The organism is Shewanella cutis (assembly GCF_022410515.1).
Lineage (GTDB): Bacteria > Pseudomonadota > Gammaproteobacteria > Enterobacterales > Shewanellaceae > Shewanella > Shewanella cutis.
This window is the reverse complement of the sequence record NZ_JACSDI010000001.1, coordinates 368258-393655: the sequence shown is the minus strand read 5'-3', so window position 1 is coordinate 393655 and position 25398 is coordinate 368258. Positions and strand designations below refer to the sequence as shown.

20 protein-coding genes, 1 pseudogene and 1 other annotated feature are annotated in these 25398 nt (G+C 46.8%); of the genes and pseudogenes, 11 read left to right on the top strand and 10 right to left on the bottom strand.

Annotated features, from left to right (window positions below; all coding sequences use genetic code 11):
* Nucleotides 1–6 precede the first annotated feature (6 nt).
* The 3 genes from H9J30_RS01900 (at nucleotide 7) to H9J30_RS01890 (ending at nucleotide 2930) form a co-directional block, all read left to right on the top strand.
* Nucleotides 7–1122 (top strand): FAD-binding oxidoreductase, encoded by a 1116-nt coding sequence (locus tag H9J30_RS01900; protein ID WP_427915896.1) that lies wholly within the window; start codon nucleotides 7–9, stop codon nucleotides 1120–1122.
* Nucleotides 1123–1244: 122 nt separating this feature from the next.
* Complete coding sequence (locus H9J30_RS01895; protein ID WP_240129442.1) at nucleotides 1245–1580, top strand: hypothetical protein; 336 nt, start codon at nucleotides 1245–1247, stop codon at nucleotides 1578–1580.
* A 45-nt stretch (nucleotides 1581–1625) separates the two neighbouring features.
* Nucleotides 1626–2930 (top strand): cation:proton antiporter, encoded by a 1305-nt coding sequence (locus H9J30_RS01890; RefSeq protein WP_240129441.1) that lies wholly within the window; start codon nucleotides 1626–1628, stop codon nucleotides 2928–2930.
* Nucleotides 2931–3024: 94 nt separating this feature from the next.
* Here the strand turns inward: H9J30_RS01890 and H9J30_RS01885 are convergent, their stop codons facing one another.
* Together H9J30_RS01885 and pepA are read right to left on the bottom strand one after the other, a co-directional pair.
* A complete protein-coding gene (locus H9J30_RS01885) occupies nucleotides 3025–5016 on the bottom strand; it encodes a chorismate mutase (protein WP_240129440.1) in 1992 nt (663 codons plus the stop codon).
* 37 nt (nucleotides 5017–5053) lie between these two features.
* Nucleotides 5054–5172, bottom strand: a sequence feature (Phe leader region).
* A 176-nt stretch (nucleotides 5173–5348) separates the two neighbouring features.
* Nucleotides 5349–6857 carry a leucyl aminopeptidase gene (gene pepA / locus H9J30_RS01880; RefSeq protein WP_240129439.1) on the bottom strand — a complete coding sequence of 503 codons (1509 nt, stop codon included), beginning with the start codon at nucleotides 6855–6857 and terminating at the stop codon, nucleotides 5349–5351.
* Between the two features lie 255 nt (nucleotides 6858–7112).
* Between pepA and lptF the strand changes: the two genes are divergently transcribed.
* From lptF to H9J30_RS01865, 3 genes and pseudogenes are all read left to right on the top strand, one after another.
* Complete coding sequence (gene lptF / locus H9J30_RS01875) at nucleotides 7113–8225, top strand: LPS export ABC transporter permease LptF (protein ID WP_240129438.1); 1113 nt, start codon at nucleotides 7113–7115, stop codon at nucleotides 8223–8225.
* Entirely contained in the window at nucleotides 8222–9280 is a 1059-nt protein-coding gene (gene lptG, locus H9J30_RS01870) for an LPS export ABC transporter permease LptG (RefSeq protein ID WP_240129437.1), read from the top strand. Before lptF ends, lptG begins: the two co-directional genes overlap by 4 nt.
* Before the next feature lie 118 nt (nucleotides 9281–9398).
* Nucleotides 9399–10719, top strand: a pseudogene (locus H9J30_RS01865) (IS4 family transposase).
* Between the two features lie 66 nt (nucleotides 10720–10785).
* On the opposite strand, the gene H9J30_RS01860 reads toward H9J30_RS01865, so the two are convergent.
* From H9J30_RS01860 to H9J30_RS01840, 5 genes are all read right to left on the bottom strand, one after another.
* Nucleotides 10786–11295, bottom strand: coding sequence for an RDD family protein (locus H9J30_RS01860; protein ID WP_240129436.1), 510 nt, complete (start codon nucleotides 11293–11295; stop codon nucleotides 10786–10788).
* 39 nt (nucleotides 11296–11334) lie between these two features.
* Nucleotides 11335–11592 carry a DUF2960 domain-containing protein gene (locus H9J30_RS01855; RefSeq protein ID WP_240129435.1) on the bottom strand — a complete coding sequence of 86 codons (258 nt, stop codon included), beginning with the start codon at nucleotides 11590–11592 and terminating at the stop codon, nucleotides 11335–11337.
* A 37-nt stretch (nucleotides 11593–11629) separates the two neighbouring features.
* Entirely contained in the window at nucleotides 11630–11980 is a 351-nt protein-coding gene (locus H9J30_RS01850) for a DMT family protein (RefSeq protein ID WP_037415674.1), read from the bottom strand.
* Nucleotides 11980–12474 carry a GNAT family N-acetyltransferase gene (locus H9J30_RS01845; protein ID WP_240129434.1) on the bottom strand — a complete coding sequence of 165 codons (495 nt, stop codon included), beginning with the start codon at nucleotides 12472–12474 and terminating at the stop codon, nucleotides 11980–11982. The genes H9J30_RS01850 and H9J30_RS01845 overlap by 1 nt, the downstream gene beginning before the upstream one ends.
* Before the next feature lie 109 nt (nucleotides 12475–12583).
* A complete protein-coding gene (locus H9J30_RS01840) occupies nucleotides 12584–14089 on the bottom strand; it encodes a carboxypeptidase M32 (protein ID WP_240129433.1) in 1506 nt (501 codons plus the stop codon).
* 554 nt (nucleotides 14090–14643) lie between these two features.
* Here H9J30_RS01840 and H9J30_RS01835 point away from each other — a divergent pair.
* Nucleotides 14644–15279, top strand: coding sequence for a YqiJ family protein (locus H9J30_RS01835; RefSeq protein ID WP_240129432.1), 636 nt, complete (start codon nucleotides 14644–14646; stop codon nucleotides 15277–15279).
* Between the two features lie 33 nt (nucleotides 15280–15312).
* A complete protein-coding gene (locus tag H9J30_RS01830) occupies nucleotides 15313–17091 on the top strand; it encodes a flotillin family protein (RefSeq protein ID WP_240129431.1) in 1779 nt (592 codons plus the stop codon).
* Nucleotides 17092–17252: 161 nt separating this feature from the next.
* Here H9J30_RS01830 and xseA read toward each other — a convergent pair whose 3' ends face one another.
* Nucleotides 17253–18599: an exodeoxyribonuclease VII large subunit gene (gene xseA / locus H9J30_RS01825; RefSeq protein ID WP_240129430.1), complete on the bottom strand. Its 1347-nt coding sequence runs from the start codon at nucleotides 18597–18599 to the stop codon at nucleotides 17253–17255.
* Nucleotides 18600–18721: 122 nt separating this feature from the next.
* Here xseA and guaB point away from each other — a divergent pair, with 122 nt between their 5' ends.
* A complete protein-coding gene (gene guaB / locus H9J30_RS01820) occupies nucleotides 18722–20188 on the top strand; it encodes an IMP dehydrogenase (protein ID WP_240129429.1) in 1467 nt (488 codons plus the stop codon).
* Nucleotides 20189–20304: 116 nt separating this feature from the next.
* Nucleotides 20305–21882 (top strand): glutamine-hydrolyzing GMP synthase, encoded by a 1578-nt coding sequence (gene guaA, locus H9J30_RS01815; protein ID WP_037420668.1) that lies wholly within the window; start codon nucleotides 20305–20307, stop codon nucleotides 21880–21882.
* Nucleotides 21883–21935: 53 nt separating this feature from the next.
* Here guaA and H9J30_RS01810 read toward each other — a convergent pair whose 3' ends face one another.
* The gene (locus H9J30_RS01810) at nucleotides 21936–22577 is read right to left on the bottom strand and encodes a GGDEF domain-containing protein (RefSeq protein ID WP_240129428.1); all 642 of its coding nucleotides are present in this window, start codon (nucleotides 22575–22577) and stop codon (nucleotides 21936–21938) included.
* A 376-nt stretch (nucleotides 22578–22953) separates the two neighbouring features.
* On the opposite strand from H9J30_RS01810, the gene tadA reads away from it, so the two are divergent.
* Nucleotides 22954–23466: a tRNA adenosine(34) deaminase TadA gene (gene tadA, locus H9J30_RS01805; RefSeq protein WP_345795675.1), complete on the top strand. Its 513-nt coding sequence runs from the start codon at nucleotides 22954–22956 to the stop codon at nucleotides 23464–23466.
* A gap of 452 nt (nucleotides 23467–23918) precedes the next feature.
* Here the strand turns inward: tadA and mltF are convergent, their stop codons facing one another.
* On the bottom strand, nucleotides 23919–25355 hold the full coding sequence (gene mltF, locus H9J30_RS01800) for a membrane-bound lytic murein transglycosylase MltF (RefSeq protein ID WP_240129427.1): 1437 nt from the start codon (nucleotides 25353–25355) through the stop codon (nucleotides 23919–23921).
* Nucleotides 25356–25398: the final 43 nt, after the last annotated feature.

Here is a 25398-nt window from a genome sequence, read left to right as displayed (position 1 = left end):
AAAACTATGAATATCAATAATCTACCAGGTGTCACTTTATCCTCCACACCAGCGCGCCAAGAAAGCTTTAGCCAGTTAGAGTGTGTTGAACGTTGGAACGAAACCGCTGATGTGGTGAGTTTTCGCTTTCAAGCCGGTGAGCCGATGAAGTTTGATTATAAGCCGGGGCAATTTATGACCTTTGTGCTTGAGATCAACGGTGAACAGGCTTGCCGTAGTTATACCTTATCTTCCACACCGTCCCGACCTTACTCCTTAATGGTGACCATTAAGCGGGTTGAGGGAGGACTCGTATCGAATTATCTGATTGATCATTTACAGCCAGGGCAAACCGTTCGCGTTTTACCACCTACTGGCCAGTTTAATTTGTGTGATATTCCTGCCCAGAAATATCTCTTTTTGAGCGCGGGTTGCGGTATTACGCCCATGTATTCGATGTCGCGCTATTTAACCGATACCCAAATAAATGCTGATATTGCATTTGTGCACAGTGCTCGCACTGAGGCTGATATTATTTTTAAAAAAACTTTAGAAGTGATGGCGGCGCGCCATGCCAGTTTTAAGTTGCGTTATCTGGTGGAGGGCGTGACCACAGATACGGTTTGGCACACAGAGGAAGCATTACACGAAATTGGCCGTTTAAGTGCTCAACATTTGCGAAGTTTAGTGCCTGATTTTTCCGAGCGAACCGTATTTTTGTGCGGGCCCGAGCCTTATATGCAGGCGGTCAAAACGATTCTCGCTGAGCTGAACTTCGATATGACTCAGTTGTATCACGAGAGTTTTGCAACAGCGGTGAAAGAGGCGCAAAGTCGCGTTAAACAGGCCGAAATGCTGTCTGCAGAACAGGTTAATAGCAGCTTAAGCTTTATGCTATCCATTGGAGATAACAAGCGCGCCTTAACGGCAGAGCAAACGCTGCTTGATGGCATAGAGGCTGAAGGGCTACCCATTATTGCAGCCTGCCGCTCAGGCGTGTGTGGCGCGTGCAAATGTAAAGTCTTGCAAGGGGAAACTGAGTCAACGAGCAATATGACATTAACGCCAACGGATCTCGAAGCTGGGTATGTGTTAGCTTGCTCGACTAGGCTCAAGTCGGATGTGACGCTTTCGTTGACCTAATATTGCGTTATCTTGGGTGGAAATATTTTTGTAGCGTGGTTGCGATTATATCTCTGAGAACGTAAGGTTAAAGGCAAGGGCGGAGTTCGCGCCCAGTCCTATCGTCTGGCTGGAGTCTCTCAATGACAACGACAACTACTTATGCCGCAAAAATTGAAGATCGCAGTTTAGGCCATTTGCTTTACGCCTTAATGTCAGGTTTTCCGTTGTTACTGCTGCCAGTATTGTTGAGCCTATTTATCAACTTGTCTCAACGACATACGCAAGGCAATGCCTTGCTGGCATCACATCTGCGCTGGCAACGTCACTCCAATGTGATATTGCTCGGCCTGTTAGTTTTGGGTTATTGCTTACCCATTACTTGGCTGAGTCTTTCGATTTATCTCTTTGGTATTATTTGGTTTTGCCATCGGATAATCAAAGGTTGGTTAAGTCTGTTGGATGGTTTAGAAATCTAAAACTTGTGCTAGAGTCTCTTGATCTTAACGAGATATGAGGCTCTTATGACTAGTTATCAAATTCTGTGTATTCTCTGTGCGTTAGCCTTAGTCACATCCGTGGCATCTTCACGTTTACATAAACTCCAAGAAACCGTCGCTATCACCGCATTGGCGCTGGGTATCAGTCTATTGCTATTGCTGGGCGGGAAAGCACTTGGTGGTAATGTCTATGGTTATTTTGTGGCAGGACTAGAGAAGCTTGACTTTCAAGCCCTGCTGCTCAATGGCATGTTGGGTTTCCTGTTGTTTGCCGGAGCATTGCAGATCCGCTTAAAAATTCTGAGGCATCAAAAATGGGAAATCTTGATCCTCGCTTTTGTCGGTACTTTGTTATCGACCTTTATCGTCGGTGGTTTGCTGTACTACTTAGCCCCTATGTTGGGATTGCCCTTGGCCTTAAGTCATTGTTTGCTCTTTGGCGCCTTGATTTCACCCACTGACCCCATTGCTGTGTTAGCGATTCTTAAGAAGATGGGCGCGCCCGAAGATATTGCTATACAAGTCGAAGGGGAGTCGCTCTTTAACGATGGTATAGGATTGGTGATTTTTGTGGCCATTTCCCATCTGGCTTTTTCAACCGAGCCGCTGACCTTCTCGCAAATCTCGCTATTGTTTGTTCAAGAGGCGCTCGGGGGTGTCGTTTATGGCGCCGTACTGGGCGTGTTGTTGCATCACTTTTTTCGTTATTGTGAGGAAGAAACCCAATTAATGCTGGTGACCTTACTTATTCCTACAGCGGGTTATGTGATGGCAGCAGAACTTGGTGTGTCAGGCCCGCTTGCGATGGTGAGTGCGGGGATCATCATCGGCAACTATAGCGTGCCTAAGTATTTTGTGCGCCATGAGCGGGTAAAACTCTATACTTTTTGGTCGTTGATTGAATCCTTCTTCAATGCGCTGCTGTTCCTCCTGCTCGGATTATTACTCCTGCTCATCACCTTTAAGGCGCCATTATGGTGGTTTATGTTAGTGGCTATTCCTCTGGTTTTAACGGCGCGGGCGGTGAGTGTATTTTTGCCCTATATCGGGTTTAGGTTAGTTAAATCCTACAATCCCTATGCCGAGTCGATACTTATCTGGGGTGGACTCAGGGGCGGATTGGCCTTGGCCATGGCGATGAGCTTGCCAAAAGGGATTGTTATCGATGCACAACGCGGTGTTGAGGTGCACGAGCTGTTATTGGTAATGACCTATGCGGTAGTAGTGTTTTCAATCATAATTCAAGGCTCAAGCATGACGGGGCTTATCCGCCGTAGTAATGCGGTTGTTACTCGCCCAGACAGCCATATCACACCGGAGAGCCGTTAGCACCGAGCTTTGATTGGCACCACCTGATATCACAGAGCCACGTTTTTCGTGGCTCTGTGATTACTAAGGCTGTTGCATTATTGGCTTTACGGGGTTAGCGATACAGCTCCCTGACAACTTCGCCCATAAGCGCAATGGTGTCCTCCTCGAGGGCGTAATTAAGCACTATGCCATCAGCTTTTAACTGCTTAATACCTTGGGTTTGCAGCACCAATGCATCTTCGTTAATGGCGTAACAAGGATTAATCACAATCGGTAAATGGCTATTTGCCTTGATTAGAATAAGGCTTGCTAAATCCAAGGTGGGTAAGTTGGCATTGTTATAGGTACGAATGCCCGAGTCACATAGGATAAGCTGTTGGTTACCTTGGCTTAAAATGGTTTCCGTTGCTGCCATAAACTCCTCGTAACTGGCCATATCGTTACGTTCGAGGAATAGTGGGATTGGCAAGGTGCCTGCCTGAGCCAGTAAGGTCTGATTAAACATTTGCTTACCCGTTAAGAACAACATATCGGCATGCTCAGTTGCCAATGGCATATCCGTCGCCTGTTCGATGGCGATGACACAAAGCAAATCATACTGATGCAGGGTTTGGCGCAGCTTAGGGATGATTGCTTCGGCCGACGCGAGTTGCTGGCATCCGTCTAAAATCACCGCTTGGAAACCCGTTTCTTTTAACTGTTTCACTCTACGCTCAAAGGCGGATAAGGCGGCCTGTGACGACTCTTGCTGCAGCAGGCTTTTGCTCAGAGTGACCTTGGCAATAGCACCAATATGGCCTGCACCTATGGTAAAGGGGCCGCAGTGAATTTCACTCGCCTGCGCCTTGTACGCCTTACTGAAGCGATAGGGAGACGGGTCAGGATTCACCGCGCTGATCACCTCAGCTTTTGAGGTGTTGGGCTCGATAAGTAATTGGCTATTGCTAAGTTGTGTCGGTTTAACGGTTTCGCAGGGGTAACAACCTAACACTTTGATAAACCGCGTGATCCTTTCAAGCTGTTTTAGCCCTTGCTGCATCTCTTCGCTAGAGATATTGGCATCGATATCCAGATAAAACATTTCTTCCCACGGCGTGCCAGGGATTGGGCGGGATTCGAGTTTACTCATATTCAGCTGATGGGCTTTGAGTACCAGTAGGGCCTCAACTAACGCGCCAGCCTTTTGGCCAGTGGCCATAATCAGGGTGGTTTTGGCTGGTAGTTGTTCGGGTACGGCAACGGCTTTACGAGCCACAACAATAAAGCGGCTCTGGTTAATCTTTTGGTTGGCAAGACCTGACTCAATCGACTCGAGTTGATACAGCGCGCCACCCTCTGCGCTGCCAATCGCGGCGGCGCTATTATCGGGAGACTGGTTGACCTTTTCCATCGCTTCAGCACTACTTGAGCAATATTCTAGCCTTAAGGCTTTGTGTTGACTGAGATAGCGGCTGCACTGACTGATGGGCTGCGGATGGGCGTAGACGGTTTTAATCTCACTGAGTTTGCTGCCGGGTTTACCTAATAGACAATGACTGACTTCAATGGTGGTTTCGCCCACGATGGACAGGCTGGTATGTTGGAGTACGTCATACACTTCGTTGATTGAGCCGGATGAAGTGTTTTCAATCGGTAAAAAGCCATAGTCGGCATGACCTGATTCAACGGCTTGGACAATTTCATCGAAACTTTGGCAGCCTAAATCGAGCATCTCAACCTGCCGACGTTGACAGTAGCGAGATGCGGCAAGGTAGGAATACGAGCCTCGGGCACCGAGGTAGGCGATACAATACTGCTGTTTTTGCGTTTCAGGGTTAGCACGGCCGTGAAGATAAGCCTGCTGATTTAGCACTGAGTCTTCGATAATGCTTTGATACAGCGAGATAACATAATGGGCATCTAAACCTTTTTCTCGGCCAGCGGTGACTAATCTTGCTAGCAGTTCTTTTTCCCTTTGGGTGTCGCGAATGGGTCTAACATCAACCTCTTTACTGCGCGCCACTTCAAGGCTTAGGCGGCGACGTTCGGCGAGTAATGAGAGAAGATCATTGTCGAGCTGGGTAATTTGCTCTCGAGTGTGATTTAAAGGCTGTGGTTTTTGCATTCTGACCTCATTTGCCGCCGGATTTTCAAGCGTTTAAGACGAAAAAGCCTCCCAGTGGGAGGCTTTGGATTTTTACTTTCGTTTTTACACAGTAAATCCGCCTCCTAGAGTGGGGGTGTAAAAAAGAAAGTAAAAAACGCTAAGGTATTTGTTTTCATAGGGACTAAAACTAAAGGGCGAGGGCGTGGCTGTCAATCAAAAATTATTCAATCGCGATTTTCTTTGATCTTCGAGTTGTCATGTTGCAATTATTCCTGAGCCAATCGTCATTTACCCTTTGAACCAAATAAAAAAGGCGAAGAAATTCTTCGCCTTTTTTATCTTATTAGCGATTACTCGCCTAATTCGACGCCTGCTCGGTTGATCAGGAACTGAGTCAAAATTGGCACAGGGCGGCCGGTTGAGCCTTTATTCGCACCGCTATTCCACGCCGTACCTGCGACATCTAAGTGAGCCCAGTTGTACTTTTTCGCGAAACGCGACAGGAAGCAAGCTGCAGTAATTGCTCCCGCTGGACGACCACCTAAGTTGGTCATATCCGCAAATGGGCTATCGAGCATATCTTGGTACTCATCCCACAGTGGCATGCGCCATGCGCGGTCACCACTTTGTTCACCTGCATTGAGTAGCTCATGGGCAAGTGGATTGTGCGATGAGAACAAACCTGAAGCATGTTTTCCTAAGGCAATCACACATGCACCAGTGAGTGTTGCGGTGTCGATCACCAGTTCAGGATCGAAACGCTCAACATAGGTTAACACGTCACACAGTACCAAACGGCCTTCGGCGTCAGTATTGAGTACTTCAACGGTTTGCCCTGACATGGTGGTTAAAATATCACCTGGGCGGTAAGCGTTGCCCGATGGCATGTTTTCACAACCTGCGAGAATACCAACGACGTTGATAGGCAGCTTCATTTCACAAATGGCTTTCATGGTGCCGATCACGCCAGCTGCACCACCCATGTCGTATTTCATTTCGTCCATGGCTTCGCCCGGCTTTAACGAAATACCGCCAGAGTCGAAGGTTAAGCCTTTACCAATCAATACGATAGGTTTTTCAGTGCTGTCAACTGCACCCTTGTATTCCATTACTGTCATAATGGACTCATTGGCGCTGGCGCGTCCAACGGCAAGGTAGGAGTTCATGCCGAGTTTTGCCATTTGCTCTTCACCTACAGTTGATACATGCAGGTTTTCGTGAATTTCAGCTAATTGGCGAGCTTGTGAAGCTAAATAGGCCGGATTACAGATATTAGGCGGCATGTTAGCCACATCGCGACATAAATGCATACCGGAAGAAACGGCCATACCATGCTCAATCGCACGCTCACCTAAGGTCAGTTCACGGCGCGTTGGTACATTAAACACCAACTTACGTAGCGGACGACGGGTTTCACCTTTGCGGGTTTTGAGGGCGTCGAAGCAGTACAAACTGCTATTGGTGGTTTCAACTGCTTGGCGTACTTTCCAATAAGTATCGCGACCTTTAACGTGAAGTTCGGTTAAGAAGCACACGGCTTCCATTGAACCCGTTTCATTGAGGGTGTTGATAGTTTTAGTGATGATCTGCTTGTACTGGCGTTCGTCTAGTTCTCGTTCTTTACCGCAACCGACTAATAACACCCGCTCGCTCAATACGTTAGGAACATGGTGCAGTAATAACATCTGCCCAGGCTTTCCTTCTAAATCACCGCGGCGCAGTAGATTACTGATATAACCTTCGCTAATCTTGTCTAATTGCTCGGCGATGCCGGATAGACGGCGGGGTTCATAAACACCGACAACGATGCAGGCTGAGCGTTGTTTTTCGGGGCTACCGCTCTTTACGCTAAACTCCATGAGCACTCCTAGATTCTTAAAGACAAATTTTTATATTTATTGGATAATGTCTGCTTGTCCCGAAAAGGGCCTAAGTTATTACTCCAAAGGTGATTTATTCTCGGCACTTGAGTCACGTTTTTGTGAAAAAGCCGTGACATTTAATGTAAGCCAGGAACCCCTGAAGTTGGTCAGAAAACTACCAAAAGTAAACAGTTTACATGAAAGTTAGTCTGTTACCAGCAAAAAGATAAGTTTAGAGACCGGATCCTACCTGTGATTGTATTTAGATACCTTATTCGAGAAGTTTTAAAAGCGCAAATTGCAGTACTTTTTGTACTGTTAACTATTTTTATTAGCCAGCATTTCGTGCGTATATTAGCCGACGCTTCAGACGGTGAATTTCCCGCTTCTCTTATCGCCACTTTGATAGGTCTGAATTTACCCTATCTGGTTGTTCTGGTTTTACCTTTAAGCTTATTCCTTGGGATTTTGATGGCCCATGGTCGCATGTATGCCGAGAATGAAATGGTCATTCTGCACGGTGTTGGCGTGAGTGAATGGTATGTTACCCGAGTGACCTTAATTCTTGCTGTTGTTAACATGCTGTTTACTGGGTATTTATCCCTCTATGTAGCGCCTTGGGCGGAGGAACAGCAAAACCAAGTGCTAGAGAAAGCCCAATCTGAAGCTGGGCTTGCCGCACTTGTGCAAGGGCGTTTTCAGGCCAGCCCTAACGGCCGTGCGGTACTGTTTGTCGAGCGCATTGGCAAGGATAATGAGCTTGATAAAGTATTTGTGGCCCAGTTACCCGATCCAAACGACGAAATTGGCTTAACCAATGTAGTTGTGGCTAAGGGGGGGCGCGTGATTGAAGATCAAAATGGCTCACAGCAGTTACAGCTCAATGATGGGGTGCGCTACCAGGGCAGTCCACAACAAAAAGACTACCAAATGATTGAATTTGGTGGTTATAAGATGCAAATCAAAGAACAACAGGTTGATGAACGTCGTCGTAAACTCTCGGCTCTACCCTTAGCACAATTATTGGAAATTGAGGGGCCAGAGGCCGTGGCCGAATTCCATTGGCGTCTTGCTATTCCGTTGGCAATTCCCATTATGACCTTAATTGCTGTACCTTTGGCGCGAGTGAATGTGCGCCAAGGTAAATTTGCCAAAATGCTCCCCGCGGTGCTGTTATATCTTGGCTACTTTGGCCTGATGGTCGCGGGACGTAAAGCGCTGCAAGATGGTGTTATTCCTCTGTATTTAGGCATGTGGTGGATCCATTTGTCGGCATTGATTATGGGGATTTTACTGCTCGGTAAAGACAGGCCTTTATTTACCCGTTTATCGGCGGCAATGGCGCGTAAAAAGGTGGCTGCATGAAGATTTTAGACCTTTATATCGCCCGAGTTTTATTAAGCACTTCGGCATTGTGTTTACTGGTGCTGACAGGCTTGTCAGGCATTATTAAGTGGGTGGACCAGCTGCGCTTAGTGGGGCGCGGTACCTACACTATGATGGACGCGGGGATTTATGTGTTATTCCTCGTGCCCCGCGATATTGAAATGTTTTTCCCGATGGCGGTGCTGTTAGGTGCCTTGATCGGTATGGGAATGTTAGCCTCAAACTCTGAGTTGGTGGTGATGCAGGCATCGGGTATGTCGCGTCTGCAGATCACCCTATCAGCGATGAAAACAGCAGTACCGCTGATGTTGATGGTGATGGCATTGGGGGAGTGGGGCGCCCCAATTGCTGAGCAAAGGGCCAACGAGCTACAAGCCATTAAACTCTCCGGTGGCAGTTTGATTAAGTCCCACCGCGGTATTTGGGCAAAAGATGGCGATTTGTTCGTTAATATTGGTGAAGTTGCGGATATCGATAAGCTCAACAATATCACTTTATATAAGTTTAACAGTGAGTTAAAACTCACTAATGTGGTACATGCTAAGAGTGCATTATTTAGTAAAGACAGTTGGCTGTTAACGGACGTTAAGCGTACTGACTTAAGCTATGACGAAGTGAAACTTAAACATTTAGACGAAGATATATGGCGTTCAAGCCTGACGCCCGACAAACTCAGCGTGGTGTCGGTAAAACCAGAGGCTTTATCGATCCGCGGTTTGATGGGATATTTAGAGTATCTTAATAGCAATAGCCAAGACCCAAGCCGTTACGAATTAGCACTTTGGCGCAAGGTGATGCAGCCTGTTACCGTTGGGGTGATGATGCTGGTGGCTTTATCCTTTGTGTTTGGTCCGCTGCGGACTGTGACTATGGGCGCCCGTGTGTTACTCGGTGTGGTTGCTGGATTTAGCTTCTATATCAGTAATGAGATATTTGGCCCCATGAGTATTGTTTATGAGCTACCCGCTTATGTGGGGGCGATGGCGCCAAGTCTGCTATTTACTGGCATTGCTTTCTACTTTATCCGGCGATGATAACGCTTTAGTAATACAAAAACGACGCAATAGCGTAATGCCGATCAGTTAAGACAGATCGCTTGACGATCTCGCTGAAAAGATCAAAATCCGATGACATGAGGTCATCGGATTTTTTATGCAACTCTCAGAAGCACTCGCCCGCACTCATATTACCCGCCTAACCGAATTCACCTGCTTAGCGGATGTGTTAGAACCTGAGTTAATTCAATCTTGTTTAGACTCCCAGGGCGTTGCTACATTAAGACGGCGTAAATTGCCGATGGACGCGATGATTTGGGCCGTCATCGGAATGGCGTTGTTCCGAGGGGAGTCTGTTCGGTCACTCATCAACAAACTCGACATTGTTTTGCCGCAAGAGATTGATTATGTTGCACGCAGTGCCGTGACTTAGGCGCGTAAACGATTGGGCAGTGAGGTTATTCGAGAAGTGTTTAGTCGCAGCGCCAATACCAGGCACGCGAGAGCTGAACACCCTTATTGGTGCGGTCTTATTGTATGGTGTTGACGGTGTCGTGTGGCGGACACCCGACAGTGTCCAAAATCAAGCCGCCTTTGCGCGAACCGCAAACGCTTCAGGCGAAGCGGCTTATCCGCAAATTCGCATGGTTTGCTTGATGGAGTTAAGCAGCCATTTGTTGGTCAACAGCGCCTTTGATTCGGTTGCCGAAAATGAAATGAACTTAGCCTCTCAGCTCATTCCTAGCATTCCCAATCACAGCCTAACCCTATTTGACCGAGGATTTTACTCACTCGGCCTGCTGCACGCTTGGCAGCAAGCGCAACCTGATAGCCACTGGCTGTTGCCATTGAAGAAAGGCACTCAATATGAGGTAGTGCGAATGCTGGGGAAACATGACCAGTGGGTGAAACTCACCACCACGCCTCAAGGGAGAAAGAAATGGCCGCAGCTCCAAGATACCCTTGAAGCGCGTTTACTCACTAAGACAGTGAAAGGTAAGTCAGTCGCCATTTTGACCTCGTTGACAGACCCGATGCGTTACCCCTGCGAAGACATCGTCGACTTATATGCCCATCGATGGGAAATCGAACTGGGCTACAGGGAGATGAAACAACATCTGTTGGAGAGTCGTTTTACGCTCCGCAGTCAACTACCGGAGCTGGTGACTCAAGCGTTATGGGGCGTGCTACTGGCCTATAATCTGATTAGATATAAGATGTTGCTGATGGCTAAAAGCTTGCCATCGGTCCATCCCAATCAACTGAGTTTTCGGGATGCGGCGAGTTATATGATCTTCAAGTTGACACAACTGTCATCACAAACACCGGAGAATATCCCGAGAGAGGTATTGGATATAGAACGAAATGCACGGCAATTTAAGCTGGATGGTAAGCGGGAACGGGCATATCCAAGAGTCCTTAAAATGAGTAAAAACAAGTTCCCGGTTAGGCCAAAGAAAAATGCCGTTCATTCTTAAGTGAACGGCATTACGCAATAGCGTCGTTTTTTATTAGGCGATTAACTGTGAGATTTGACTGCTAATTTAAGCGCCATGCCAGTTACGCATTTGATTGGCTTCTTTTGATAGCACGACGACTTCTGAGCGAGTCATCATATCCTGTAGTGCGAGTTTATCGTCGTTGATAAGTACCCACAGGTTACCAATGCCAAGTAATGACCAAACAATGCGAGCGTAAGCGGTGATAAGGCTTAAGTTTTGGCCGTTTGGATGCTGGACTTTAAGGCGCCAGGCGCGCATTCCTAGAGTTTGGCCACCTTTACTCCAAAACAGCGCGTAGAAAGTCCCCACGCAGAGTGCTAACCAAAGTTGATAAATCCCATGGTAAATCGGCGTGCCATTGAGAGCGTCGGACACATGTTCAAAGCCATTCATGCTAACGAGGCCTGTCGTGGTGAGTCCAAAGAAAATACCAAAGCCAATGGCCCCCGCAAACATATACACAGCGACCGCGAGCAGTAGGTCATAGATTATTGCCCCTAGGCGGCGAAAGAATCCGGCGCGGGGAAAGTTGGCATGTTCAGCATTTAACATCGGCGATCCTAATTCTAAATGGATAAATGACGGTAAGGCTTAGGCCTTGGGTTCTTCATCACGTACAAAGTGGATATTGCTAAATCCAAAGCGGGCAAATTCAACTTTGCGATAGTCTTTTTCGGCTTTGGCGCCTTTGCGCGAGGTCATCGCAATTTGTTGTTCCATCGCCAAAAACTTGGTTAAGTCAATGCCTTCAGCTTCCGCTACGGCTTCGTATAAATCGTGGTGTTTAGCGTAACTAAAGGCGATGGTTTTCGTCTCACCTTTGAAGGTGTAAGTCACTTGACGCGCCATGGTTTTCTCCTGAAAAAGTCCTGAAATAATTCTGAAATTAATTAAATTCGCTTCTAAAAATAAAATACACCGCACCGAGGATGCACAGACCTGCCCAGAGATAATCGAGTTTGAGTGGTTCCTTCATGTAGAAGTAGGCGAAGGGCACAAACAAGCTTAAGGTAATGACTTCCTGTAGGATTTTTAATTGTCCGACATTCATCACTGTGTAGCCGATACGGTTAGCCGGCACTTGAAGTAGGTATTCAAACAGGGCGATGCCCCAACTGACCAAGGCAGCGATAATCCAAGGCTTTGAGCCTAAGGACTTTAAATGTCCGTACCAAGCAAAGGTCATAAAAATATTACTAAGACAGAGTAAACCTATCGTCGTTAGGGTGGGGTTCATTATTCATCTCGATGATTAAGTTTATAAATCATGTACATGGCATCGTCAGTGTAACTGCCAAGGCATTTCTCAATGGCTTTAGGTTTAAAGCCCATTTTACGCCAATAGCTATCGGCGCCTTGCACAGCAACCAAAGAAAGTGAGCTTAAGTTAAAGCGATCAGCGAGTTGTTTTAAGCGCATTAAGGCCTTGGTGCCTGCGCCTAAACCTTGGGCTTTTGCCGATATGGCAATATCGTGCAGATACAGCGTATCGGCCTTAGGTAAATGGGTGATGGGCTCATAAAGTGCGGGGGGCATATTGGTGGTCCACGGGTGGGCGAGGCAATAGCCCACTACCGCTTCATTCACCTCAAACACAAAACAGGATTGAGGTGAGACGTGCCACTTGCTTTGCAATACATGCAGGGGTTCAGGATCCAATTGGGAGTAACATTCTTCCTGGATCTGTAAAATAGCATCCCAATCCTGTGGGGTGATTGCACGCAATAACATGGTCGACCTTTTTCCGTCCAAAACAGTTTGAATAAATAAGTCCGGGATTATATACCGAAATCGCAGCAAAAGCTTTGAAACTCGGCAGTGCTGCTATCATCTCGTCTGTTTATCCCAAATAACGTTGCTTCAAGTGTTTGGCCAAATATTGGCCATTTAATGGTTCACCCGTGGCTTGAATGATGAGTTCATCCGTTGTCAGTAATGAGCCTTTAGACCAAATATGCTTGCCAAGCCAGTTGAAGACTTGGGATAACTGGCAATTATCGATGAGGTTTTCAATCGGGCCTAAGCTTCGCTCCATTGCAAAACGGCATTGGGCGGCATACATGGCGCCTAGGGTATAGCTGGGGAAATAGCCAAGCTCACCGACTGCCCAATGGATATCCTGCATACACCCATCGCGATAGTTACCCTCGGTATTGATCCCGAGCAGTTGTTGCATCTGGCTTGACCAAAAGTCGGGTAGGTCATCCACGCTCAAACTGCCGTCAATAAAGGCTTTTTCGGCCTCAAAGCGCAATAAAATATGGCAAGGATAAGTGACTTCATCGGCATCAACTCGGATAAGCCCTGGATTGACGCGGGTGTAGTGTCTTGCCAAGTCTTGGGCGCTGAACTCGCAACCTAAGTGTTGATTAATCAGTGGCTGCAATTGCCGTAAAAACGCGGGATTGGCACCGAGCTGCATTTCACAAAATAAGCTTTGGCTCTCATGGACGCCCATGGAACGAGCCAGTCCTGCGGGCTGACCGCGCCATTGTTTCGGTAAACCCTGTTCATAACGGGCGTGGCCAGTTTCATGCACTATGCCCATGATAGCACTACTAAAATCGGCTTGGTTATAACGCGTCGTGATGCGCACATCACTCGGTACACCGCCGCAGAATGGGTGGCTACTGATATCGAGCCTGCCATGGTTAAAATCAAATCCTAAATACGCCATCACATCGAGGCCAAGGGCTTGCTGCGCCTTGATATCGAAGGGGCCGTTAAGCTTAAGTGTTGGCTCACCGGCTTGTTTTTCGAGTACCTTTTGGATGAGCGTGGGGAGCCAAGTTTTTAAATTACCGAAGGTTTGCTCAAGCTTTGCGGTAGTCATGCCAGGCTCAAATTTATCGAGCAGGGCATCATAGGGGGAAACATTTTGCGCTTGTGCGCGGATTAAAGCTTCTTCCCTCGCAAGGGCGATTATCGCCTTAAGATTAGGTTTAAAGCCTTGCCAATCATTGTTTTTGCGTTGCTCGCGCCAAGCGTTTTCACACTGATAGGCCATCTTGGTTTTGGCTTGAACCAGCTCGCCGGGCACTAAGGTTGCCTGCCGATATTGATATTGCATTTCCCTTAGGTTGGCGTGTTGTTCTGAGGTAAGCACTTCTTGCGCGGCAAGGGCGAGATTGTCACCAAGGTGAGGGGCCGTTTTAAGGGTATGGATATGCAATGCCAGTTCGGCCATGGCATCACCACGCTCACTGCCGCCACCCAAGGGCATCATTGCAGCCTGATCCCAATCGCCTAATGCACTAAAATGCTCAAAATGTGAAATTTTTTGAAAATGAGCCGTGAGTTTATCGTAACTTGGTGTAGGTTGTTTGGTGTTCATCGCGGTATCCATAGACTCAATCTCAACGTGCAGTCGTTATACCAATCGTATTAAATATCTGTTCATTCAGCGGGAGTTAAACGGGCTTTAGACAAGGCGAAGGCTTGAAGGCATAGTGGCGCTCTGTCGAAAGCCTTAAACGCAGTATAAAGCCCGTTTAACCCCGCCCTTCGGGAGCCTCGCAGGCATCTCACTCCCGTGTTACATTGACTTAAAAGGGAATAACCATTTCTTCGTCAATGCGCCTTGGATTGAGATGCCTGTGAGGCTCTGAACTGATTAGATATTTAATGTGATTGGTATTATGTATTAGCACAAAAAATAACAATAACAGCATGATAATATCATGCAGCCAAAAGCACAGCACACTAAAACCCTTAAAGGGAGGACGTGTACGTCATTAGCCAGTAATGGCTCGCGCCATTATGGCGCAGCAAGGATTTTGTCAAAGTCCGTTTTAGGATAAATTTTTGTTTGGAAACTAGGCCCACCTTGCTATTCTGTCACCCGTAAGTTGATAATTACAGTGAAGTAAATGGAATGCTGTATCGTTAAAGGAGATGACTATGTGGGCGTTTTTAGTTGAACAGCCTAACCTACCTTACACTATTGCCTTTGCCTGCGTGCTTGTCCTTGGTGTCTTTGAAGCCTTAGCCCTCCTCATTGGCTTAAGCATGATGAGTGCCTTAGATCAGTGGGTGCCCGCTGATGTGGAGTACGATGCTGACATCGGTGGCTCTGGACTCACAGGTATTGCTGGCTGGCTTTGTCTCAATCGTTTGCCGCTACTTATCTGGTTTGTGCTTGCATTAACCAGTTTCGCTATTGTTGGCTATCTCGTTAATTACATTAGCTTAATGGTATCGGCTACCTTGCTGCCGCAACTATTTACCTTACCTATCGCCGTAGTAGGCAGTGCATTGTCTTGTCGCTATCTTGGCCGAGTTCTGGCCGATTTGCTCCCCAAAAATGAATCTACCGCCATCTCCCTTGATGACTTAAGCGGTTATGTCGGCACTATCACCTTAGGTTGTGCCATTAAAGGCATGCCATCGGAAGCCGTTGTTCGCGATAAACATCAACAAAAACATTATGTATTAGTCGAGCCTGAAACCTCAGGTATCGAGTTTGCCAGTGGTACTCAAGTGGTGCTGCTTAAAAGAGAGGGAAGAGTCTGGTCAGCGACTCGCTTTGATAATTAAATATCGAAAGCCATTAACGAAAAAGGAAAGCAAATGGAAGTGTTAAACGAAGTCTCCAGTTCAAGCTATTTTGTGTTGTTGATTGCTGGAATGGTGTTGATTGGCCTGATAGTGATCGGCCTGATTTTTGCCAAATTATATAAACGTGCGACGAAGGAAATGGCTTTTGTGCGTACTGGTTTTGGCGGCGAAAAAATTATTAAAGACGGCGGCGCGATCGTCCTGCCTGTGCTGCATGAAACCATCGCAGTGAACATGAATACCCTGCGAATTGAGGTGGAGAAAACCCAAAAAGATGCGCTGATCACCAAAGATAGAATGCGTGTCGATGTTAAAGCTGACTTCTATCTGCGTGTCGCACCCAATGCCGATGGTATCTCAATGGCGGCACAAACCTTAGGTACCCGTACCACACGAGTCGAAGAGCTGAAAAAGCTGATGGAGTCTAAGTTTGTCGACGTATTGCGTGCGGTTGCGGCTGAAATGACCATGACAGAGATGCATGAGCAGCGCGCTGATTTTGTGCAGCGGGTACAGAATAACGTCGCCAACGATTTAGAGAAAAACGGGCTCGAACTTGAATCAGTTTCCTTGACGGGGTTTGATCAAACTGATCTGCAGTTTTTTAATGAAAACAACGCATTCGACGCCGAAGGTCGCGCGCGTCTAGCTAAAATTATTGAAGAAAAGCGTAAAGAAACGAACGATATTCAGCAGGAAAACCGCATTAAGATTGAGCAGCGCAACTTAGAGGCTGAAAAAGAATCGCTGGAGATTGAAAAGGCAGAGGAAGAAGCACGTCTTATCCAGCAGCAATCACTTGAATTTAAACGCGCCGATCAAAAAGCGGAAATCATTAAGCAGAAAGAAAACAAGGCCCGTGAAGAGCGCGAAGCTGAAATTGCCAAAGAACGTGCTATCGAAACCGCAGAAATTGAAAAGACCAAAGATATTGAAACCCGCGAGATTGAAAAGCATAAGTCAATTGAGCAATCACGCATTCAGCAGCAACGTGATATTGAAGTCGCTGAGCAGGAAAAACGCATCGCGGTAGCCGCCAAATCGGAAGAAGAGTCTGCCGCCCGCGCTCGCGCAGCAGAAGCGGAAAAGCTGAAAGTTGAAAAAGAAGAAGCCGTAATTACAGCGCGCCAAATAGCGGAAGCTAATCGTCGCAAAGAGATTGAAGTGATTGATGCCCGGAAGGAAGCAGAGCGTGATGCCGTCGGCGTAACAGTACAGGCCGAAGCTGAGAAACGTGCCGCTGAAGACAGATCGAGTGCGATTTTGATTGAAGCACGTGCCAGTGCCGATGCGAAAAAACTGCAGGCCGAAGCGGATGAAAAAGTGTATGCCGTTGAAGCTGCGGGTAAACAAGCACTTTACGAAGCTGAAAACGTCTTAAGTGATGAGCAGATCGCCCTACAAAAATCCCTTGCTATCTTAAAAGCCTTGCCAGAAATTGTTGCTCAAGCGGTTAAACCGCTAGAAAACATTGAAGGCATTAAGATTCTTCAAGGTTATGGTGCAGGTCATCAATTTGCCGCGGGTGCTGATGGCACAGCCATCAACCAAGGTGGAATCGCTGAACAAGTGACTAGCGCTGCGTTAAATTACCGTGCCAATGCGCCAGTTATCGATGCCATGCTACGTGAATTAGGCTTAGTCCAGGCGGATTATGGTACTTTGAACGATCTGCTCAATGGTCACAATACATTGACGACCGAAGCCTTAAATGTGGTGAAATCGGCCAACAAAGGGCTGAATGGTTATAGTCAGCAACAGGCCGTGATTGAGCCAAAGATAGGTAATTAAGTGTGGTCAATTACTAAAGACTAAAGACTAAAGACTAAAGACTAAAGACTAAAGACTAAAGACTAAAGACTAAAGACTAAAGCGCCTGCGGGCGCTTTTTTGTTTGTTCAATTGAGTGGAATAATTGGGGGCGCCTGACTGGGTATTAACCCAGTTCAGCATCATTCCCTTTGAATAACCTTGGTGACGGTCGAAACGACTTGTCCATGCAATAGGCGGGTATGCATGCTATCACCAACGTTTAGCTGGGCTGCATTCTCAATGATTTGGTGATTTGCATCTGTGGTGATGCTGTAACCGCGGCTCAATGTCGCCAATGGACTGACAGTCTCTAACTGATGGGCTACATATTTAATCCGCTGCCCGCTGTGGCTGAGTTTGTCCTGCATCGCATCCTGCAAGCGAGTGGCTAAATAGCTCAAACGATTGGCCTCAAGTGTGAGTTTATGTTTTGGCGATTGTTGCTCTAGGCGACTTGTCAGTTGCTGCTGACGGCGGCTCAAGCCATGCGACTTGTTGGCAAACGCCGCTTCGAGGCGTAATTGCATCTCATCGAAACGCTGCTCAAACTGCTGCAAGGTGCGCTTAGGATCTAAGCGTTGCAACCTGTGTTCAAGTAAGCTTAAGCGTCTCTCTTGCTTGAGTTGATAGTGGCTTACGCTCTGTTTAAGGCGGGCAAGTACTGTGGCTAAACGTTGGCTTTTATTGTCACTGTCCTGTGAGAGCAGCTCTGCGCCTGCAGACGGTGTGGGGGCACGCACATCGGCAACATAGTCGCTTATCGTGGTATCGACTTCATGGCCCACGGCACTCACTACCGGCAGGGCGCTGTTATAAATGGTATGGGCGAGGGCTTCGCTGTTAAAACACCATAAATCTTCTAACGAGCCACCGCCGCGGGTGAGCAGTAATACATCTACCTCAAGTCGTTGATTGGCGATATTGATTGCTTGGCAGATATTCACATCCGCATTTTCGCCCTGAACTTGTGTTGGATAAATAATCACTTCAATCGATGGGTCGCGACGTGCAAGCACATGTAAGACATCACGGATCGCTGCGCCTGTCGGGGAGGTGATAACCCCAATGCGTTGGATATTTTTGGGTAGTGCGCGTTTAGTGTCTGCTGCAAATAATCCCTGCGCGGCGAGTTTCATTTTCAACGCTTCAAATTGCTGCGCGAGTAAGCCGTCTCCAGCCGGAAGCATTGATTCTATCAATAATTGATAGTCGCCACGCGGCTCGTAAACGCTAATCGCACCTTTTACGATCACCTGCTGGCCATTCACGGGTTTAAAGCTAACGCTTTGGTTGCGCCCTTTAAACATGGCACAGCGAATTTGTGAATAATGATCTTTAAGGGTTAAATACCAATGGCCTGAACTGGGGGCAGAAAAGTTGGAAATTTCCCCATTTAGCCAGATCTTACCCAGTTGCCCCTCGAGAATTTGTCTGACTTCACCATTGAGGCGTGAGACGGTATAAATATTATTTTTAGGGACTTGCATGTGTTTTCTCGCGCAAATGGGATTTTTTCACTATTTTCCATTTACCGCCCCCCAGATGCAAGGTATAATCCCGCCGCAATATTTCACCTCTAAAATCCTACTCAACTGGGGAGATGTTGCCAATGCTACGTTTAATTAAAGAAGCGCTAACCTTTGACGATGTGTTACTTGTTCCTGCGCATTCTACTGTACTCCCAAACACTGCCATTCTTAAAACTCGCCTGACCAATACCATTGAACTGAATATTCCGCTTGTGTCTGCTGCGATGGACACAGTGACCGAAGCGCGCCTTGCGATCGCCATGGCACAGGAAGGTGGCTTAGGTTTTATCCATAAAAACATGAGCATTGAGAAGCAAGCCGAAGAAGTTCGTAAAGTTAAAATTTACGAAGCAGGCGTAGTTCAACAGCCAGTAACCGTGACACCTTCAACCACGCTGGCTGATTTAAAAGTACTAACTGCCAAGAATGGTTTTGCAGGTTACCCTGTGGTCAACGAAGCCAATGAATTGGTGGGTATTATCACTGGCCGTGACGTACGTTTCGTGACTGACTGGAGCAAAACCGTAGAAGAAGTGATGACGCCTAAAGCGCGTTTGGTCACGGTTGCGGAAGGCACTAAGTTAGATGAAGTGCAAAAATTAATGCACTCTCACCGTATCGAAAAAGTGTTAGTTGTTGATGATAACTTTAAGCTGAAAGGCTTAATCACAGTTAAAGACTTCGAGAAAGCCGAGCGTAAACCCAATGCCTGTAAAGACGAATTAGGTCGTTTACGTGTGGGCGCTGCCGTTGGTGCGGGTGCGGGTAACGAAGAGCGTGTCGATGCGCTGGTGAAAGCTGGTGTCGACGTGCTACTGATTGACTCTTCCCATGGCCATTCTGAAGGCGTACTCCAACGTATCCGTGAAACCCGTGCTAAACACCCAGATTTACAGATTATCGGTGGTAACGTGGCGACAGCTGAAGGCGCATTAGCCCTAGTTGAAGCTGGTGTTAACGCGGTTAAAGTGGGTATTGGCCCTGGTTCTATCTGTACCACACGTATCGTGACGGGTGTGGGCGTGCCACAAATTACTGCGGTTTCGGATGCCGCCGAAGCCGTAAAAGGATTAGGTATTCCTGTAATTGCCGACGGTGGCGTACGTTTCTCGGGTGACTTAGCCAAAGCGTTAGCGGCGGGTGCATCATGCATTATGGCCGGCTCAATGTTCGCAGGTACTGATGAAGCACCGGGCGAAACTGAACTGTACCAAGGCCGCGCTTATAAGTCATACCGCGGTATGGGCTCACTAGGAGCCATGTCGCAAGGTTCTTCCGATCGTTATTTCCAATCTGACAATGCTGCCGACAAGCTTGTGCCAGAAGGCATTGAAGGCCGTGTACCTTACAAAGGCAAGCTGAAGGAAATCATCCATCAACATATGGGCGGTTTACGTTCATGCATGGGCTTAACAGGCTGTGCCACTATCCAAGAGCTGAATGAAAAAGCCCAGTTTGTGAAAGTAACCTCTGCAGGCATGGGCGAGTCCCACGTGCACGATGTGACTATCACTAAAGAAGCGCCGAACTATCGTTCAGGTTCTTAAGCGTTTGTAATACCGGGGCGGCAGTTTGCCGCCCCGGTATTAAGATCCGTATGCCCTCAAGATTGAACCTCTCGTCTTGAGCTAAGTTAAAACAATAGATGAAATAAAGGTTATCCATGAGCGATATTCATGAGCATAAGATACTGATCCTCGATTTTGGATCTCAGTACACCCAACTGATTGCCCGTCGTATCCGTGAAATTGGTGTTTACTGTGAGTTATGGGCATGGGATGTGACTGAAGCCCAAATTCGTGAGTTTGCCCCGAACGGCATTATCCTCGCGGGCGGCCCTGAAAGCGTGACCGCTGATAACTCTCCCCGCGCACCTGAATATGTGTTTAATGCTGGCGTACCTGTTCTTGGTATTTGCTATGGCATGCAAACCATGTCTGAACAGCTTGGGGGTAAAGTGATCCAAGGCGTGGGTGAAGGCGAATTTGGTTATGCCCAAATTGAAATGCTTGCTGAATCTGCCCTGTTTAAAGGTATCGAAGATGCCGTTAGCAGCGATGGTAAGTCCCTGCTCGATGTGTGGATGAGCCATGGCGATAAAGTGTCGGCGATTCCAGAAGGCTTTGTGGCCGTAGCTAAAACCGATACTTGTCCATTTGCGGCCATGTCCTGTGAGGAAAAACGTTTTTACGGCGTGCAGTTCCACCCTGAAGTGACCCATACCCGTCAAGGCATGCGTATGCTGTCACATTTTGCCTTAGATATCTGTGGTTGTGCCGCAAACTGGAAACCTTCATCAATCATTGAAGACGCTATCGAGCGCTTGAAAAAGCAAGTGGGCGATGATGAAGTGATTTTAGGTCTTTCAGGTGGTGTCGACTCTTCCGTTGTTGCTATGCTGCTGCACCGTGCGATTGGTAAGAAGCTGACCTGCGTATTTGTTGATAACGGTTTGCTACGATTGAACGAAGCGAAGCAAGTGATGGAAATGTTTGGTGACCACTTCGGTCTCAATATTGTCCATGTGGATGCGGAAAACCGTTTCCTTGATGCACTTAAAGGCGAAGCTGATCCTGAAGCTAAACGTAAAATTATTGGCCGCGTATTCGTTGAAATTTTCGATGAAGAAGCCAAAAAATGCGTTAATGCGAAATGGTTAGCCCAAGGTACTATCTATCCTGACGTGATTGAATCTGCAGGTAGCGCCACTGGTAAAGCACACGTGATCAAATCGCACCATAACGTTGGCGGTTTGCCAGATGATATGGAGCTAGGTCTGGTTGAGCCACTGCGTGAACTCTTTAAAGATGAAGTGCGTAAGATTGGTCTCGAGTTAGGTCTGCCATACAACATGCTTTACCGCCACCCATTCCCTGGCCCAGGCTTAGGCGTACGAGTACTGGGCGAAGTGAAGAAAGAATACTGTGATTTGCTGCGCCGCGCTGATGCAATTTTCATCGAAGAGCTGCACAAAGCTGATCTTTATAACAAAGTCAGCCAAGCCTTTACCGTGTTCTTACCAGTTCGCTCTGTGGGTGTGATGGGTGATGGCCGTAAATACGATTGGGTGGTGTCACTGCGCGCCGTTGAAACCATCGACTTTATGACCGCGCACTGGGCACATTTGCCATATGATTTCCTTGGCCGCGTATCAAACCGTATCATCAACGAAATCGACGGTATCTCCCGCGTGGTTTACGATATTTCAGGTAAGCCACCTGCAACCATCGAGTGGGAATAATTGCTTGTCTTGATGACATGATTAATTAACGAAAGGCGCCAAGTGCGCCTTTTTTATTGTGCTAGCTCGTCAGCACTGACTACGCGGTTTCGGCCCAGATGTTTGGCTTGGTATAATGATTTATCCGCAAGATTAATGACTTCATCTGGGTTTTGATTTTTGGCGCTGACGTTGGCAATGCCAATACTGACGGTGATGTGTAAAATATGTTTTCCAACGTTGAAATGGCAATTTTCGATTAGAACTCTTATTTTTTCAGCGATTATTCTAGCTGTGTCGATATTGCAATTATTGATTTCAATTAGGAACTCTTCACCACCCCAACGGGCAACCCTGTCTTCTTTACGTAAACATTGCCTGATGCACTGTGCGACTTGAGTAAGTACTGAATCACCAGCAGAATGACCATAAGTATCATTAATTTGTTTAAAGTAATCTATATCAAGCATTAAGTACGAATTTTCTTCACTCTTTTCGTGTATATTTGCCATTTGATTAAAACTACGTCGATTTAGTAGTCCTGTTAATGGGTCTGTATTCGCCTCATAATCAAGTGTTTTAGTTCGGATTATCTGCTGCTGGATCAACTTATATACGCCAATCCAAGCGCATATTATTCCGGTATTAGAAAGCAAATCTTCAACTTCTTGATAGTAACTCTCTTCAAATATGGCGATCTCATCCAAGATGTTCATATTATTTCCAAAAAATAAGCAGCTACAGCCAGTTATTAACCAAAAGTAGATTCGGTTGCAACTGCGGATATGGGCAATATAGAACATCATAAATAAACAGATAATAGATCGTACCAGTTCGAGATTCAGCTCATAATAATTAATGTCAGTTTTAAATGGTTTGCCATACAGCATAGTGAAAGAAAAACTTGCACTAATCATCAAAATTAAAAACTGCCAAGAGTATCGAGTCATTAGTATGTTCAAATTAGTTCAGGTAGTCATTCAAGTATAGCGTAGTGATCTCGTTGCGTTTCAAATTAGCTATAACCATGAAGTATCAATAGTTTGCTGATATAATCTGGCCTTATTTGAGGTTGATGAATTGAGGGCGTGAGTGGAACAAAATCAACAAGATGAGCATTGGATGCGGGTCGCGATGGCCATGGCAGAAAAAGCCGAAGCTGAGGGCGAAGTGCCGGTTGGGGCAGTCTTAGTTAAAGATGGGCAGCAAATCGCGACTGGGTATAACTTGTCTATCAGTCAGCATGATCCCTGTGCCCATGCTGAGATCCTCTGTTTGCGTGCCGCAGGGCAAACCGTTGAAAATTATCGGCTCCTTGATGCAACCTTATATGTGACTCTTGAGCCTTGCGCTATGTGTGCTGGCGCTATGGTGCATAGTCGTATTGCCAGAGTGGTATTTGGGGCTCGGGATGAAAAGACGGGAGCCGCTGGAACTGTGCTTAATCTCTTGCAACATCCCGCTTTTAATCATCAAGTTGAGGTGACATCTGGCGTGTTAGCGCAGGATTGTGCTGACCAATTGAGCCGTTTTTTTAAACGTCGTCGGGAGGAAAAGAAGGTTTTGAAACAGGCTCAAAAGGCGCAGCAGGGGATAATAACTTAAGGACTAAACGGTGTTATCTCTCGATTTAGTCTTGGGCTTGCAGAAAGGTAAAAAACAGTTTGTGGCGATTTAGCACCCGGCGATGGCGGATTTTCAGTAAGGTGCGACGGCGAGATGCGTTGTTATTGATGGTTTTTCTTCTCATATAGACCCCGTTTTCAATCTTGTTATTGTTTAAGTTAAGGCTATTTTGCTTTGGTTACCATTTTGTTCAGAGGACAATGGTTAACGCTGCAATCATTATTGTCTTTATCTGTCATTACGACAGTATCAGCAGAGATATCAGGCGGCAATCCCCCATGATGCATCTGCGCGATAAAGCAGCGTTTTTACCCAAAATCGCCCCACTTTAGCGTGCATTCACTTAATCTAAGATTAAAATCTAAGGCTTAACGCTATTTAATATCAACGTTGCGGTGCAATTCAAATATTTATGCGCCAGTTTTGGGGGACTATTTGGGTTTATCAGGGCTTAAGGTGCCTGGCGCTGGTACGGGTGTTTCTTCCGCAGTGAGGTCGCTCGGTGCAACTTCTTCGCTATTTTGTTGTTTAGATTGATTATCTACCCAGACTAAGGTGTCGTAATAGCGGCGAATACTATCCACGTAATGGACGGCTTCGCTACCTCGGGCGTAACCATAGCGTGTCTTTTGGTAGTATTTACGTTTTTGTAGCAGTGGCAATACCTTTTTAAGGTCCTGCCAAGCGTTAGGGTTTAACTCCATGGATTCGGCAAGTTTTCGCGCATCTTCTACATGGGCATAACCGATATTGTAGGATGCCAGTGCAAACCACATACGTTGGCTTTCGGGGATCGATTCAGGTAGGCGGTTAATCATATCCCGTAAATAAGCCGCTCCGCCGCGAATACTTTCTTCGGCGTCGAGTCTATTGGTGATCCCAATCTCTTTTGCTGTCGGCTGTGTCAGCATCATCATACCGCGCACGCCAGTAGGTGAGCGGGCATTAGGATTCCAGTGGGATTCTTGGTAACTGGTTGCGGCCAATTTACGCCAATCTAAGTCACCTGCGTGGGTTTCAAAGTGCTGCCGATAACGTGGTAAAACGGTTTCGATTGCGCGCAGGAAGGCGCGTGTGTCGATATAGTCGAAACGTTTAACATGGCCAAAGTACTTCTCGTTAAGGTGATCGAGTGTACCAGCGAGTTTCTCTTGATGCCAAAATGCTAGCAATTGACTCATCAAGCCATCGCTATGGGTGGGGGGCAACAACCAGACAACATTGAGTTTTTCTTCCAGTACTAATCCAGAGCGTAAGACGGGTAAATATCGGCGGTTAATTTGCACGCTGCTCGAGTCTGCAATGGTGTAGTCAATTTCCTTATTGGCGATCATCGTCAGCAGTTCTTCGTTATCTTTATCAGTGACTTGATCCCACACCAGTGTTGGATGACGTTTCTGTAATTGAGTTAATGTTTCGACAAACGAAGAGTCGGCAATAACAGTGATCTTTCCTTTCAAATCAGAGATATTTTTAGGTACTGGCATGCCTTCACGGTAAACCAATACTTGATTAACGCGATACAAAGGTGGACCTAAACGAAAATGCTCTCGACGAGCAGGGGTTTCGGTCATGCCAGCAGCAATGAGATCGATCTCGTTTTTTTTCAGCGCATCATAAAGCTCTGCAAGATTTGTATAGGGCACCATTTTTAAGGGAACATCGAGATATTCGGCAAAGAGCACAGCCATATCATAATCGAAGCCACTGTTGCCTTGGCCTGAGGTCATGTAAATTTGTGGGCCATAGAGGGTGCCGACTCTTAATTCGGTGAGTTTATGTGGGACGAATTCTGTTTCTTCCACAGTCTCTTGCTGACAGGCAGTCAGTAGGAAACCCAAGATAATAGCGAACAAAAATCGAGTCATTAAATACACTTTATTAAATAAAATCAGTACGATGAATAGTGGG

Excerpts from the sequence above, each read along its gene's own strand:
- H9J30_RS01900 (WP_427915896.1), top strand. The coding sequence starts at position 7 with ATGAATATCAATAATCTACCAGGTGTCACTTTATCCTCCACACCAGCG.
- H9J30_RS01895 (WP_240129442.1), top strand. The coding sequence starts at position 1,245 with ATGACAACGACAACTACTTATGCCGCAAAAATTGAAGATCGCAGTTTA.
- H9J30_RS01890 (WP_240129441.1), top strand. The coding sequence starts at position 1,626 with ATGACTAGTTATCAAATTCTGTGTATTCTCTGTGCGTTAGCCTTAGTC.
- H9J30_RS01885 (WP_240129440.1), bottom strand. The coding sequence starts at position 5,016 with ATGCAAAAACCACAGCCTTTAAATCACACTCGAGAGCAAATTACCCAG.
- pepA (WP_240129439.1), bottom strand. The coding sequence starts at position 6,857 with ATGGAGTTTAGCGTAAAGAGCGGTAGCCCCGAAAAACAACGCTCAGCC.
- lptG (WP_240129437.1), top strand. The coding sequence starts at position 8,222 with ATGAAGATTTTAGACCTTTATATCGCCCGAGTTTTATTAAGCACTTCG.
- H9J30_RS01860 (WP_240129436.1), bottom strand. The coding sequence starts at position 11,295 with ATGTTAAATGCTGAACATGCCAACTTTCCCCGCGCCGGATTCTTTCGC.
- H9J30_RS01855 (WP_240129435.1), bottom strand. The coding sequence starts at position 11,592 with ATGGCGCGTCAAGTGACTTACACCTTCAAAGGTGAGACGAAAACCATC.
- H9J30_RS01850 (WP_037415674.1), bottom strand. The coding sequence starts at position 11,980 with ATGAACCCCACCCTAACGACGATAGGTTTACTCTGTCTTAGTAATATT.
- H9J30_RS01845 (WP_240129434.1), bottom strand. The coding sequence starts at position 12,474 with ATGTTATTGCGTGCAATCACCCCACAGGATTGGGATGCTATTTTACAG.
- H9J30_RS01840 (WP_240129433.1), bottom strand. The coding sequence starts at position 14,089 with ATGGATACCGCGATGAACACCAAACAACCTACACCAAGTTACGATAAA.
- H9J30_RS01835 (WP_240129432.1), top strand. The coding sequence starts at position 14,644 with ATGTGGGCGTTTTTAGTTGAACAGCCTAACCTACCTTACACTATTGCC.
- H9J30_RS01830 (WP_240129431.1), top strand. The coding sequence starts at position 15,313 with ATGGAAGTGTTAAACGAAGTCTCCAGTTCAAGCTATTTTGTGTTGTTG.
- xseA (WP_240129430.1), bottom strand. The coding sequence starts at position 18,599 with ATGCAAGTCCCTAAAAATAATATTTATACCGTCTCACGCCTCAATGGT.
- guaB (WP_240129429.1), top strand. The coding sequence starts at position 18,722 with ATGCTACGTTTAATTAAAGAAGCGCTAACCTTTGACGATGTGTTACTT.
- guaA (WP_037420668.1), top strand. The coding sequence starts at position 20,305 with ATGAGCGATATTCATGAGCATAAGATACTGATCCTCGATTTTGGATCT.
- H9J30_RS01810 (WP_240129428.1), bottom strand. The coding sequence starts at position 22,577 with ATGAACATCTTGGATGAGATCGCCATATTTGAAGAGAGTTACTATCAA.
- mltF (WP_240129427.1), bottom strand. The coding sequence starts at position 25,355 with ATGACTCGATTTTTGTTCGCTATTATCTTGGGTTTCCTACTGACTGCC.